The organism is Pseudomonas alkylphenolica, from assembly GCF_004025535.1.
Taxonomy (GTDB): domain Bacteria; phylum Pseudomonadota; class Gammaproteobacteria; order Pseudomonadales; family Pseudomonadaceae; genus Aquipseudomonas; species Aquipseudomonas alkylphenolica_A.
This window is the reverse complement of record NZ_QJRG01000039.1, coordinates 156688-168649: the sequence shown is the minus strand read 5'-3', so window position 1 is coordinate 168649 and position 11962 is coordinate 156688. Positions and strand designations below refer to the sequence as shown.

10 protein-coding genes and 1 pseudogene are annotated in these 11962 nt (G+C 61.8%); 4 read left to right on the top strand and 7 right to left on the bottom strand.

All coding sequences use genetic code 11. The features are described from left to right. Nucleotides 1–156 precede the first annotated feature (156 nt). Complete coding sequence (locus tag DM813_RS10540; RefSeq protein WP_128323336.1) at nt 157–459, bottom strand: cell division protein ZapA; 303 nt, start codon at nt 457–459, stop codon at nt 157–159. After that, complete coding sequence (locus DM813_RS10535) at nt 456–683, bottom strand: hypothetical protein (protein ID WP_128323335.1); 228 nt, start codon at nt 681–683, stop codon at nt 456–458. The genes DM813_RS10540 and DM813_RS10535 overlap by 4 nt, the downstream gene beginning before the upstream one ends. A gap of 214 nt (nt 684–897) precedes the next feature. Between DM813_RS10535 and DM813_RS28990 the strand changes: the two are divergent. Further along, nucleotides 898–1728, top strand: a pseudogene (locus DM813_RS28990) (MCP four helix bundle domain-containing protein); the annotation flags it as partial. Continuing rightward, entirely contained in the window at nt 1711–2583 is an 873-nt protein-coding gene (locus tag DM813_RS28985; RefSeq protein WP_420066456.1) for a methyl-accepting chemotaxis protein, read from the top strand. The pseudogene DM813_RS28990 and the gene DM813_RS28985, both read left to right, overlap by 18 nt. On the opposite strand, the gene gbcB is transcribed toward DM813_RS28985, so the two are convergent. Further along, complete coding sequence (gbcB, locus tag DM813_RS10525; RefSeq protein WP_128323333.1) at nt 2584–3681, bottom strand: glycine-betaine demethylase subunit GbcB; 1098 nt, start codon at nt 3679–3681, stop codon at nt 2584–2586. It abuts the gene before it with no gap. On the opposite strand from gbcB, the gene DM813_RS10520 reads away from it, so the two are divergent. Beyond that, a complete protein-coding gene (locus DM813_RS10520) occupies nt 3680–3823 on the top strand; it encodes a hypothetical protein (RefSeq protein ID WP_197877506.1) in 144 nt (47 codons plus the stop codon). The two genes, gbcB and DM813_RS10520, sit on opposite strands and share 2 nt — an antisense overlap. A gap of 143 nt (nt 3824–3966) precedes the next feature. Continuing rightward, nucleotides 3967–5259, top strand: coding sequence for a glycine-betaine demethylase subunit GbcA (gbcA, locus tag DM813_RS10515; RefSeq protein WP_128323332.1), 1293 nt, complete (start codon nt 3967–3969; stop codon nt 5257–5259). Between the two features lie 631 nt (nt 5260–5890). Here the strand turns inward: gbcA and DM813_RS10510 are convergent. Genes DM813_RS10510 through dgcA form a run of 4 tightly spaced genes read right to left on the bottom strand, consistent with a single transcriptional unit; the run spans nt 5891 to nt 11959 of the window. Next, the gene (locus DM813_RS10510) at nt 5891–6661 is read right to left on the bottom strand and encodes an electron transfer flavoprotein subunit beta (protein ID WP_128323331.1); all 771 of its coding nucleotides are present in this window, start codon (nt 6659–6661) and stop codon (nt 5891–5893) included. Nucleotides 6662–6676: 15 nt separating this feature from the next. Continuing rightward, nucleotides 6677–7900 (bottom strand): electron transfer flavoprotein subunit alpha/FixB family protein, encoded by a 1224-nt coding sequence (locus tag DM813_RS10505; protein WP_128323330.1) that lies wholly within the window; start codon nt 7898–7900, stop codon nt 6677–6679. After that, complete coding sequence (gene dgcB, locus DM813_RS10500) at nt 7900–9849, bottom strand: dimethylglycine demethylation protein DgcB (RefSeq protein WP_128323329.1); 1950 nt, start codon at nt 9847–9849, stop codon at nt 7900–7902. Before dgcB ends, DM813_RS10505 begins: the two co-directional genes overlap by 1 nt. Before the next feature lie 49 nt (nt 9850–9898). After that, nucleotides 9899–11959: a dimethylglycine demethylation protein DgcA gene (gene dgcA, locus DM813_RS10495; RefSeq protein WP_128323328.1), complete on the bottom strand. Its 2061-nt coding sequence runs from the start codon at nt 11957–11959 to the stop codon at nt 9899–9901. Nucleotides 11960–11962 lie beyond the last annotated feature (3 nt).

Here is an 11962-nt window from a genome sequence, read left to right as displayed (position 1 = left end):
TGACCCTTCCCCTGAGCAAAAACGCCTGAGCTGCAATAGCCAGGCCAATTGTATACACGAAGGGATACAATTATTTCTTTGACCCATGACAATGCCGCCCACTGCCGACCGGGCAGTGAGCGAGCAAAACAATAGAGGACGGTTTAGCGCGACCTGTCAGCTGTTGCCGATGGTCCGGGAAATGGCATCGACCGTGGCGCTGACTTGCTCTTGGTAACGGTCGAGGGCCTGCTGGTGTTGCTGTTGCAGTTCGATCTGCTTGGAACACAGGTTGAGGGCTGCCAGCACCAGCAATTTGTCACCGATCAGGGTCGGATATTTGCGCTTGGTTTCGGCCAGCGACGCGTTGAGCATCTGCACGGCCTGCGCCAGGGCTTGCTCCTGGCCCTCAGGGGCCTTGATCGAATAGTCGCTGCCAAGAATCGACACGACATTGATCGGCTGTGCTGAAGTGCTCATGCGCTAACGGTACCACCGGCACGCTCGACCAGCGCCTGAATGCGCGCAGCGGTGGCGCCCTGCTTCTCTTCCTGTTCCATCAGGGCCAGTTGCAGGCTTTCGTTTTCGTCTTTGGCCTGGGCCAGTTCACTGCTGATCTGTTCGTTGCGCTCGGCCAGTTCCTGATTCTTCTGTACCAGGTCGCTGACGAGTTGTTCCAATTGACTGAGGGAAGTTTCCAACATGATTGCCTTCTCGGGTTTTTCAGGGGGCGCACACGATAAAGAAAAGTCCGCGTGGTCGCCAGGGATATCGGAGTAGACGCTTCGGCCTGGTGCAGATTGACCCATCGATGACGGTCCGGTTCCCCCTGATGGTGCCCGTTTGTCAGGAAAACCGGACACCGGTGCATCGTTTCATCTTGTGTCGCTCAAGTCTTCCACCCACCGACCGATAGGCATGGCATTGCTGAATCTGGCGCATGGACGCGCGCCTCTCCCCCTCCTGCGGAACTTCACCATGTCCCTACGCAATATGAACATCGCCCCGCGCGCGCTCCTGGGGTTTGCCCTTATCGGTGCGCTGATGCTGGCCCTGGGGCTGTTTGCCCTGAACCAGATGAGCAAGATTCGCCAGGCCGGCGAAATCATCGAAAACTCCACAGTGCCCAGCATCACCAACCTCGACCAGTTGTCGCAGTTGACCCTGCGCCTGCGCACCTTGTCTTACCGTTTGCTGCTCAACCGCGAAACCGACACCGTGCAGAACACCCTGCGGCTGATCGACCAGCGCAACCAGCAGATCGACGAGGCGCGCAAAGTCTACGAGCCGCTGATCTACGGGGCGCAGGAACAGGGGGCCTATAACCAGTATGTGCAGCTGCTCAGCCAGTACCGCCAGCTGGAAAGCCGCATGCGCCAGGCCTCGCAAAGCAACGACCTGGACACCCTGCGCAGCCTGATCAACCGTGACATGCTCGATAACTCCGAGCAGATCAACAGCATCATGGATCAGTTGGTCACCATCAACACCGAACAAACCCGCGAGGTCAACCAGACCGCTGCCGATCAGTACGACAACGCGGTCACGCTGGTGATCGGCCTGTTGTTGGCCGCCACGGCGTTGACCCTGATCTGTGCGTTGCTGCTGACGCGCAGCATCGTCAAGCCGATCGACGAGGCGCTGCAGGCCGCCGAACGCATCGCGGAAGGCGACCTCACCCGCCGTATCGAAGCCCAGGGCCAGGATGAAGCAGCCCGCTTGCTGCGCGCCATGGCCAAGATGCAGAACAAGCTGCGCGACACCTTGCAGCTGATTGCCGGCTCCGCCACGCAACTGGCTTCGGCCGCCGAAGAGCTCAACAGCGTCACCGACGAAAGCGCCCGGGGCCTGCAGCAACAGAACAACGAGATCGAACAGGCCGCCACCGCCGTCACCGAGATGACCAGCGCGGTTGAAGAAGTGGCACGCAATGCCGTGAGTACCTCCGAAGCGTCGAAGGAAGCCACCCGTTCGGCAGGCGATGGCCGTGACCTGGTACTGGAGACCGTCAACGCCATCGAACGCATGAGTGTTGACGTGCAGGGCACCGCCGATCTGATCGGCAACCTGGCGGAAGAGTCGCGCGATATCGGCAAGGTACTGGATGTGATTCGCGGCCTGGCTGACCAGACCAACCTGCTGGCACTTAACGCGGCCATCGAGGCGGCCCGTGCCGGTGAAGCCGGCCGTGGCTTTGCCGTAGTGGCTGACGAGGTGCGAGCCTTGGCACATCGCACCCAGCAATCGACCAGCGAGATCGAGCGGATGATCGGCAGCATCCAGGGTGGCACCGAGCAGGCGGTGAACTCCATGCGAAACAGCACCGAGCGCGCCGAGTCGACCTTGAACATCGCCCGTGGCGCGGGCCTGGCGCTGGACACCATCACCGGTGCGGTTGCCGAAATCAACGAGCGTAATCTGGTGATTGCCAGCGCCGCCGAAGAGCAGGCCCAGGTGGCCCGCGAAGTGGACCGCAACCTGGTCAATATCAACGACCTGTCGGTACAGTCGGCCACCGGCGCCCACCAGACCAGCGCGGCCAGTGCCGAGCTGTCGCGTCTGGCCGTTGACCTCAACGGCCTGGTGGCGCGCTTCAGCGTCTGATCAGAACTCGATGCGCACGTCGCCCTTGGGCACGCTGCAGCACGACAGAATGTAACCTTCGGCGACGTCATCATCGGTGATGCCGCCGTTGTGCTCCATCTCTACCTCACCGCTCAGCTTGAGCACCTTGCAGGTACCACAGATGCCCATGCCGCAGGCCTTGGGGATCATCAGACCGAGTTTGGCCGCTGCCGCATGCACGGTCTCGCCCGGGGCCACGCGAATGCTCTTGCCAGTGGCGGTGAACTCCACCTGGTGCAGGTCGGCGTTGTCGACTTCCGGCGCCTCGGCGGCCTGCTCGGCAAGCTCGACGGCGTCGGCCTTGACCTCGGCCGGGGTCGCGCCGAACGACTCCTCGTGGTAGCGGCTCATGTCGTAGCCGCTGCTCTCCAGCAGGCGCTTGACCGCGGTCATGTACGGCGTCGGGCCGCAGCAGAAGATTTCCCGCTCCATGTAGTCGGGGGCAATCAACTCCATCAGCTTCTGGTTCAAGTAACCCCGGTAGCCTGCCCACGGCTCGCCGAGGCCATGCTTCTCGCAAATGATGTGCAGGCTGAAGTTGTCGATCCGCGACGCCATGTGCTCCAGCTCGCGGTGATAGATGATGTCTTTGGGCGAGCGCGCGCTGTGGACAAAGACCATGTCGACATTGCCGTTGGTGTCATAGAACCAGCGGGCCATGGACATCACCGGGGTGATGCCGACACCGCCGCTGAGGTACAGCACTTTGGGGCTGGGAAAATCGATGGCATTGAACAGCCCGACCGGTCCGTGCACCGCCAGTTCCTGGCCCTCGTGGAGGGTGTCGTGCAGCCAGTTGGAAACCTTGCCGCCCGGTACCCGCTTGATGGTCACCGAGAAGCTGTAAGGCACCGAAGGCGAGCTAGAGATGGTGTACGAGCGCATGATCGGCTGGCCGTCGATCTCCAGCTCCAGGGTCACGAACTGCCCGGGCTTGAAGAAGAACATGATCGGCTGGTCGGCCATGAAACAGAAGGTGCGCACATCCCAGGTTTCCTGGATCACCTTGACGCAACGGACGATGTGGCGGCCGTTGGCCCAGGTCTGGGTGCTGACCGGATTGAGGAAGTTGGACATGCTCGTCTCCACGGCCGACTGCGGCCTGATAGCTGCGATTCTGCTCAAGCTGTGGGGCGGACACTTTCCTATCCGCGACATCGGCGTGCTTATCGCGACCAGCCCCCGGCCGCAAGGGCTGGCGCGTCGGAAACGGATCTGATCATGTCGCCCATGGATATGGTTCTCGGCGGCTTCGAACGCACACTCCACCGCACATGATCCTGCTGTACTGCGTCTTGCGTCGCCATAACAACGATTAGCCACTTTCACCGGCCGCCAGCACCGGCCATGAGGACCTACACGATGGACGTCACCGCAACTTTGAGTCTGGGCGATCCACTGGAACCTGCGCGCAAGGCCACCGCCGAAATGCTGCAGAGCCGCGAGCGCACCTTCTCGCTGCCGCAGCCGTTCTACTGCGACGAGCGCCTGTTCCAGATCGACATGGAAGAGATCTTCCAGAAGGAATGGCTGATCGCCGGGATGACCTGCGAAATTCCCGCCAAGGGCAACTTTCTCACCCTGCAGATCGGCAAGAATCCGATCCTGGTCGTACGCGGCGCCGAAGGGCAGGTGCATGCCTTCCATAACGTCTGCCGGCACCGTGGCTCGCGCCTGTGCACCAGCGAAAAGGGCAAGGTCGCCAAGCTGGTCTGCCATTACCACCAGTGGACCTATGAACTCGATGGCCGCCTGCTGTTCGCCGGCACCGAGATGGGCGCCGACTTCGACATGAAGCAGTACGGGCTCAAGCCGGTGAACGTGAAGACTGCCGGCGGCTACATCTTCATCAGTCTGGCCGAAAACCCGCCAGCCATCGACGATTTCCTCGCGACCCTGGCTCACTACATGGAGCCTTACGACATGGAAAACACCAAGGTGGCGGTGCAAACCACCTTGATGGAAAAGGCCAACTGGAAGCTGGTGCTGGAGAACAACCGCGAGTGCTACCACTGCGGCGGTTCGCACCCGGAGCTGCTGAAAACCCTGCTGGAATGGGACGACGTCACCGACCCGCGTGCCGACCAGGCCTTCAAGGACCACGTCGCCGCCTCTGCAGCCGCCTGGGACGCCGAGAAAATCCCCTACGCCCACGCCAGCTTTGGCCTGCGCAACCGCATCGTGCGCATGCCGCTGCTCAAGGGTACGGTGTCGATGACCCTGGATGGCAAGCAGGGTTGCCAGAAGCTGATGGGGCGCATCAAGAACCCGGACCTGGGCTCGATGCGCATCCTGCACCTGCCGCACTCCTGGAACCACTGCATGGGCGATCACATGATCGTCTTCACCGTGTGGCCGATCAGCGCGCAGGAAACCATGGTCACCACCAAATGGCTGGTGCACAAGGATGCCGTGGAAGGGGTCGACTACGACCCGGCCCGCATGCGCCAGGTGTGGGACGCCACCAACGACCAGGACCGGCGCCTCGCCGAAGAGAACCAGCGCGGCATCAACTCCACGGCGTACCAGCCCGGGCCGTACTCCAAGACCTACGAGTTTGGCGTGGTGAACTTTGTCGACTGGTACAGCGAGCGCATGTTGAGCAACCTGGGGGCCGCGCCAGCGCCTTACCTGAAGGAGGTGAAGACGCAGTAGCTGTTTTAAGATCGCGCCATGTGCACGCATGGCGCGATACCGAAACTGAAAGAAATATCAGGCTCTGTACGATTTTTAACCACTCGCCGCAATGCCCCGGCCCCGCTGGGCCCCTCCATACAGCAAACACTTTATCCACAGGGCAACCCACAGCTAATGTGGGCAAGTCATTGTTTTTCCCTGCAAAAAATATTGATCAAAAAACGACCAAATCTCTGTAAGCCTTTAACCACGTAGCTTCCAGCAGAAGGCAAACACCTTATCCACAGAGACGCCAACAGACTTTGTGTGCAAAAGTCACAAGCCTGGAAAACGGTTGTGGATAACGCTTCAAGCGCTCCAGATGCGGGGTTTTGCCAGGTGTAAAAGCAGCAATTGAACGTTTTTTGATCAACTTGACACAGCCCTTGCTACACGGGCCTCTCAGCCATGGGCGAACATATTATCCACAGACCCGCCAACAGCGATTGTGGGCAATGTGATCGCTGCGGCTGAGAAAAAAGCCCGAAAAATCCGTTACTTAGTTTGATCGTTTTTTGACCACAACGCCGAAAGGCACGCAGTGCGTGCCTTGCAGCCATACGCAAACACTTTATCCACAGATCAGCCAACAGACTTTGTGAGCAATTGTTCAGCGCAGCACACCTTCCTCAACCAGCAGCTTGAGGATTGCTTCGGCACCGGCTTGCGGGCTGACGTCCTTGAGCACTTGCCCACCCCCACCAGTAGCCTTGGCCGTGGCTGCTTTCATGCGGTCGGCGCCGCTTTTGGCCTTGATCACCTTCAGGCGCTTGGGCCTGGGCTTTGCCGGTTGCAGCTCGGCGCTTGTGAATAACTCATCTTCGACGATCTGTACCTGGCGTGCCGCCAACACGCCCCGGCGCGCTGGGCCAAAGGCGCTCTGACGCGGCTTGGGCGCGGCGTTATCCACAGTGGCCAACAATGGCAGACGTACCTTGAGGCGACGCCGCTGGCCGCGTGGCAGCGCCTGCAGCACCTGCGCCACCCCGTTGTGGATAGATTCAACTTCAGCCAGGCCAACCACTAGCGGCCACCCCAGCCGTTCGGCAAGCAGGAACGGCAACATGCCCGAGCCCTCACCGGTTTCCGCCTGGCTGCCGGTCAGCACCAGCTGCGCACCGGCATCGCGCAGATAATCGCCCAGTACGCCCAACGCGTCGGCACCCAAGGGTTGTTCAAGCACATCCAGTTGTTCCAGGCCCATGCCCAGGTAGGCACGCAGCGCAGGTTCGCGGGGGTCGCCGGCATGCAGCACCTGCAAGTTATCCCCAGCCAGCTGCAGGCCCAGTTCCACTGCCCGTGCATCTTGCTCGGCACGCCGGGAACGCCCGGAGCTTGGGTGAGCACCGACCGAAACCAGACTGATGACCTTGGTGTTCATAGTTGCCCCCTGCCCTTATGCCGCGTCGCGCTTGGCGCCATTGCGATAGTTTTCCACAGCCTCGATCAGCGCCTGGAGGATCGCCGCACTGTCGCCGATCACAGACAGATCGGCACGTTTGATCATGTCGCAGCCTGGGTCCATGTTGATCGCCACTACCTTGTCGCACGCGCCAATGCCCTGCAGGTGCTGGATCGCCCCGGAGATACCCACAGCCACATATACCCGCGCGGTGACCCAGGTGCCGGTGGCGCCGACCTGGCGGTTGCGCGGCATGAAGCCGTCGTCCACCGCCACCCGCGAAGCGCCCTCGGTGGCGCCCAGGGCCACGGTGGCACGGTGGAACAGCTCCCAGTCCTTGACGCCATTGCCCCCCGACACAATAAATTCGGCTTCCGCCATGGCAATCGCCGCCGGATCCACGGCCACCGGGCCGAGGTCTTCAATACGCGGCAGGCTGCGCGCTACGCTTGTGGATAACTGCTCAGGCAAGGCTTCGTGACGTGTTTCACTGACCGGCTCGGCACATTCGGCTGCCGCCAGGATCACCCGTGGCAGACAGCGAATCAGGTCCTGCTGGCCAGCACCTGCACGACCGCTGCACTGACCATCCTTGACCTGCCAGACCCGTGTAGCCGGGCGTTCATTGATCGCTGCAGCAAAGCGTCGACCCAGTTCACCACCACCGTTGCGGCTGTCCGGCAACAGCCAGTGGCGCGGGCTGAACTGGTTATCCACAGCACGCAGGCCCTGCACCCGTTGTTCCGGTGCATAACCGTCGAACTCATCGCCCTCGATGACCAGCAGGCGATCAACACCGGCTGTAGAAAAGTTGTTTTCCTTATGTTCGCCAAACACCACCGCCAGAACGGCACCGTCGCTGCCTGCCAGGCCATGGGCAAGGCCGAGCAGGTCGCGGTCGTGACTGCCCAGGCGGCCGCCAACCATGTCCGGAACCACGGCGATGTAGAACGCAGGCTGCAACACTTGATGCAGCGGCAACTCGACTACCGCCGCTGCACTGCGCTTGTTGCTGGTGCCCTGCTGGGCTCCGCTGCGGTCAATGCGCTTGATGCCGTTCGGGCCGATGAAACCGACGCCATGGGGGTTCTTGCGCATGACGCCGTTGGGGCCCATCCAGCTGTGTTGCTGGCCCTGTTGCATGGCGGCGTGTAGCGGGTGCAGACGGTTACGGGCAATCCACTCGGCACGCGGATCACGGCGAATGATGTCGCTCATCAGTGCACCTCCGCAGGTTCACGCTTGGCCGCAGCGGTTTTGTTCGCCGGGGCCTGATCTTCGAGTAGCGCATCAGCGACCAGCTCGGCCAGGTCTTTGATCATGGGTCGCGGTTCAACCACACCTTCGAGCATCGCCGTGCACTGTGGACACCCCACGGCAACCAGCTCGGCGGCGGTCTCGCGGATGTCGTCCATGCGCATGTCGGGAATCCGCTGCTTGCCGGGAATGTCGGTGATCGGCGCACCGCCGCCACCGCCACAGCAACGGGAACGGAAGCCCGAACGCTGCATTTCCTTCACCTCGATACCCAGGGCGCGCAGTACCTCGCGGGGTGCCTCGTATTCACCGTTGTAGCGGCCCAGGTAGCACGGGTCGTGGTAGGTGACGCTGCCGCCCTTGTGTTGCCCAAGGCTCAGCGCGCCAGCGCCAATCAGCTCGGCAATGTAGGTGCTGTGGTGTTGCACCAGGTATTCGCCACCAAAGGCGCCGTACTCGTTCTTGAGCACGTGGAAGCTATGCGGATCGCAGGTAACAATGCGCTTGAAGCTGTACCTGGCCAGGGTCTGGATATTGCGTCTGGCCAATTGCTGGAAGGTGGCTTCGTCGCCCAGACGACGCGCCACATCACCGCTGTCACGCTCTTCAAGGCCGAGCACGGCAAAATCCACCTGAGCCGCTTTCAGCACTTTTACGAAGGCACGCAGGGTGCGCTGGTTACGCATATCGAAGGCGCCATCACCCACCCAGAACAGCACGTCAGTGGTTTTGGTGTCACCGAGCAGGTTCAGGTTGAGGTCCGCCGCCCAGTTCATCCGCCCACCCGGGGCGAAGCCGCCGGGGTTATCGGTAGCGATCAGGTTTTCCAGCACTTCGGCGCCTTTGTTCGGCGTCGCGCCTTTTTCCAGGGTCAGGTGACGGCGCATGTCGACGATGGCATCGACGTGCTCGATCATCATCGGACACTCCTCCACGCAGGCACGGCAGGTGGTGCACGACCACAAGGTTTCGGCATCGACCAGGCCATTGACGATCGGCTGGTGCGGGTTACCGCCATGCTCGCCGATCGGTTTGCCAGGGTAAGGGCTGCCGGCGAAGTTGGCATCGGTACCGCCGGCCAGGCCAACGACCATGTCCTGGATAAGTTTTTTCGGGTTAAGCGGCTGGCCGGCAGCAAAGGCCGGGCACGCGGCTTCACACTTGCCGCACTGCACGCACGCGTCGAAACCAAGCAGCTGGTTCCAGGTGAAGTCCTTGGGCTTCTCGACCCCCAGCAGCGCTTGCGGGTCTTCCAGGTCCAGGGGTTTGAGCCCGGTGGAACGGCCACCGCCAAAGCGTTCTGCACGGCGGTGCCAGGCCAGGTGCAGGGCACCGGCAAAGGCGTGCTTCATCGGCCCGCCCCAGGTCATGCCGAAGAACAACTCGGACACGCCCCACAGCACGCCGACACCCAGCAAAGCGACCAGCAACCAGCCGCCGAAACCTTCCGGAAGAATGCCGGCCACCGGCAAGGTGGCAATGAAAAAGCTTGCGGCGAACACCAGCAGGCTTTTCGGCAGGCGCATCCACGGCCCTTTCGACAGACGCGAAGGCGGATTGAGGCGGCGTTTGTAGACGAACAGCGCACCGGCAAACATCAGCACCGTCGCGAACAGCAAAGCGTATCCGAGCACCTTGTTGTGCAAGCCAAAACCATGCACGAGGATGGCCAGCACGGCCGCCAGGACGAATCCGCCTGCTGTTGCGACGTGGGTGTTGGCCATGTACTTGTCGCGGGCAACCACGTGGTGCAGGTCGACCATGTAGCGCCGCGGCATGGCCAGCAGGCCCGCCAGCAGATCGACCTTTGACGGTCGGCCCTGGCGCCACAGACGCACCCGGCGCAAGGCGCCGAGCACCGCCAGGCCAAGGGCAGCAAACAGCAGGATGGGTAAAAGGGTGTTCAACATGGGAAGCTCCCACAACAGCTGAATGCTTGGGACCCTGCGGGGCCAGTGATCAGAAGTCCTTGCACAGGCGCAAGGCGTCGTAGATCGCCGCATGGGTGTTGCGCTGCGCCACACAGTCACCGATGCGATACAGCAGATAGCCTTCGCCGGGTTGACCAAGGATCGGCTGCGGCTGAATCGCAAAAAGTGCCTCGATATCGATCTGGCCTTTGTTGCGCGAACCTTCCTTGAGCCCGTAGTAGAGGGCTTCGTCCGGCCGCACGCCGTTCTCGATCACCACCTGGTCGACCACCCGCTCTTCTTTGGCACCGGTGTATTCGTTCTCCAGCACCGCCACCAGCTTGTCACCCTCGCGGTAGACCTTTTCCAGCGCGAGGTCGCCGGTCATGATCACTTCCTTGGGGTACATGCTGCGGTAGTAGGTGGGGAACGACGTACCGCCAATCGCCACGCCCGGCTTGATGTCGTCGGTGACGATCTCGACCTGGCTGCCTTTGTCGGCAATGAAGTCGGCCACCGACATTCCGGTGAACTCGCAGATGGTGTCGTAAACCAGCACGTTCTTGCCCGGCGCCACCTTGCCGTCGAGCACGTCCCAGCTGCTGACCACCAGGCCTTCGGCCGCCCCCCAGTGCTCGTTCTGCTCCAGGAACGGATGGCCGCCCACTGCCAGTACGATCACGTCAGGCCGCAGGTCTTTGATGGTGTCGATGTCGGCGGCAGTGCCCAGGCGCAGGTCGACTTTCAGCCGCGCCAGCTCCAGCTGATACCAGCGGGTGATGCCGGCAATCTGGTCGCGCTGCGGCGCCTTGGCGGCGATGCTGATCTGGCCGCCAATGGCGTCCTTTTTCTCGAACAGGGTCACGTCGTGGCCACGCTCGGCCGACACCCGCGCCGCCTCCATCCCGGCAGGGCCGGCCCCGACCACAACCACCTTGCGTTTGGGCCCGGTGGATTTTTCGATGATGTGCGGCACCCCCATGTATTCACGCGAGGTGGCCGCATTCTGGATACACAATACATCCAGGCCCTGGTACTGGCGGTCGATGCAGTAGTTGGCACCGACGCACTGCTTGATCTGGTCGACCTGGCCCATCTTGATCTTGGCGATCAGGTGCGGGTCGGCGATATGCGCGCGCGTCATGCCGACCATGTCGACATAACCGCCCTCGAGGATGCGAGTGGCCTGGTTCGGGTCCTTGATGTTCTGCGCATGCAGCACCGGCACCTTGACCACTTCCTTGATGCCGGCGGCCAAGTGCAGGAACGGCTCCGGTGGATAACTCATGTTGGGGATAACGTTGGCCAGGGTGTTGTGGGTATCGCAGCCCGAGCCGATCACGCCGAAGAAGTCGACCATGCCGGTGGCGTCGTAGTACTTGGCGATTTCCTTCATGTCCTCGTGGCTAAGGCCATCGGGATGGAATTCGTCGCCACAGATACGCATGCCGACGCAGAAATCCGGGCCCACTTCGGCACGAACAGCCTTGAGCACTTCCAGGCCGAACTTCATCCGGCCTTCGAAAGTGCCGCCCCATTCGTCGGTGCGTTTGTTGACCCGCGGGCTCCAGAACTGGTCGATCATGTGCTGGTGCACCGCCGACAGCTCGACGCCGTCCAGCCCACCTTCTTTCGCCCGGCGCGCGGCTTGCGCGTAGTTGCCGATCACCCGCCAGATTTCCTCCGGCTCGATGGTTTTGCAGGTCGCGCGGTGTACCGGTTCGCGGATGCCCGATGGCGACATCAGGGTGGGCCAGTTAAACCCGTCCCAGCGCGAGCGGCGACCCATATGGGTAATCTGGATCATGATCTTGGCGCCATGCTTGTGCATCGCGTCCGCCAGGTTCTGGAAGTGCGGGATGATGCGATCTGTGGCCAGGTTCACCGAGGCCCACCATTGCTGCGGGCTGTCGATGGCGACAACCGACGAGCCGCCGCAGATGGCCAGGCCCAGGCCGCCTTTGGCTTTCTCTTCGTAGTATTTGACGTAGCGCTCGGTGGTCATGCCGCCATCGGTGGCATACACCTCGGCGTGCGCCGTGCTCAGTACCCGGTTGCGGATGGTCAGCTTGCCGATCTGGATCGGCTGGAACATTGCTTCAAAAGCCATGGC

Excerpts from the sequence above, each read along its gene's own strand:
- DM813_RS28985 (WP_420066456.1), top strand. The coding sequence starts at position 1,711 with ATGGCCAAGATGCAGAACAAGCTGCGCGACACCTTGCAGCTGATTGCC.
- DM813_RS10535 (WP_128323335.1), bottom strand. The coding sequence starts at position 683 with ATGTTGGAAACTTCCCTCAGTCAATTGGAACAACTCGTCAGCGACCTG.
- DM813_RS10540 (WP_128323336.1), bottom strand. The coding sequence starts at position 459 with ATGAGCACTTCAGCACAGCCGATCAATGTCGTGTCGATTCTTGGCAGC.
- DM813_RS10505 (WP_128323330.1), bottom strand. The coding sequence starts at position 7,900 with ATGAGCGACATCATTCGCCGTGATCCGCGTGCCGAGTGGATTGCCCGT.
- gbcA (WP_128323332.1), top strand. The coding sequence starts at position 3,967 with ATGGACGTCACCGCAACTTTGAGTCTGGGCGATCCACTGGAACCTGCG.
- DM813_RS10510 (WP_128323331.1), bottom strand. The coding sequence starts at position 6,661 with ATGAACACCAAGGTCATCAGTCTGGTTTCGGTCGGTGCTCACCCAAGC.
- gbcB (WP_128323333.1), bottom strand. The coding sequence starts at position 3,681 with ATGTCCAACTTCCTCAATCCGGTCAGCACCCAGACCTGGGCCAACGGC.
- dgcB (WP_128323329.1), bottom strand. The coding sequence starts at position 9,849 with ATGTTGAACACCCTTTTACCCATCCTGCTGTTTGCTGCCCTTGGCCTG.
- DM813_RS10520 (WP_197877506.1), top strand. The coding sequence starts at position 3,680 with ATGCTCGTCTCCACGGCCGACTGCGGCCTGATAGCTGCGATTCTGCTC.
- dgcA (WP_128323328.1), bottom strand. The coding sequence starts at position 11,959 with ATGGCTTTTGAAGCAATGTTCCAGCCGATCCAGATCGGCAAGCTGACC.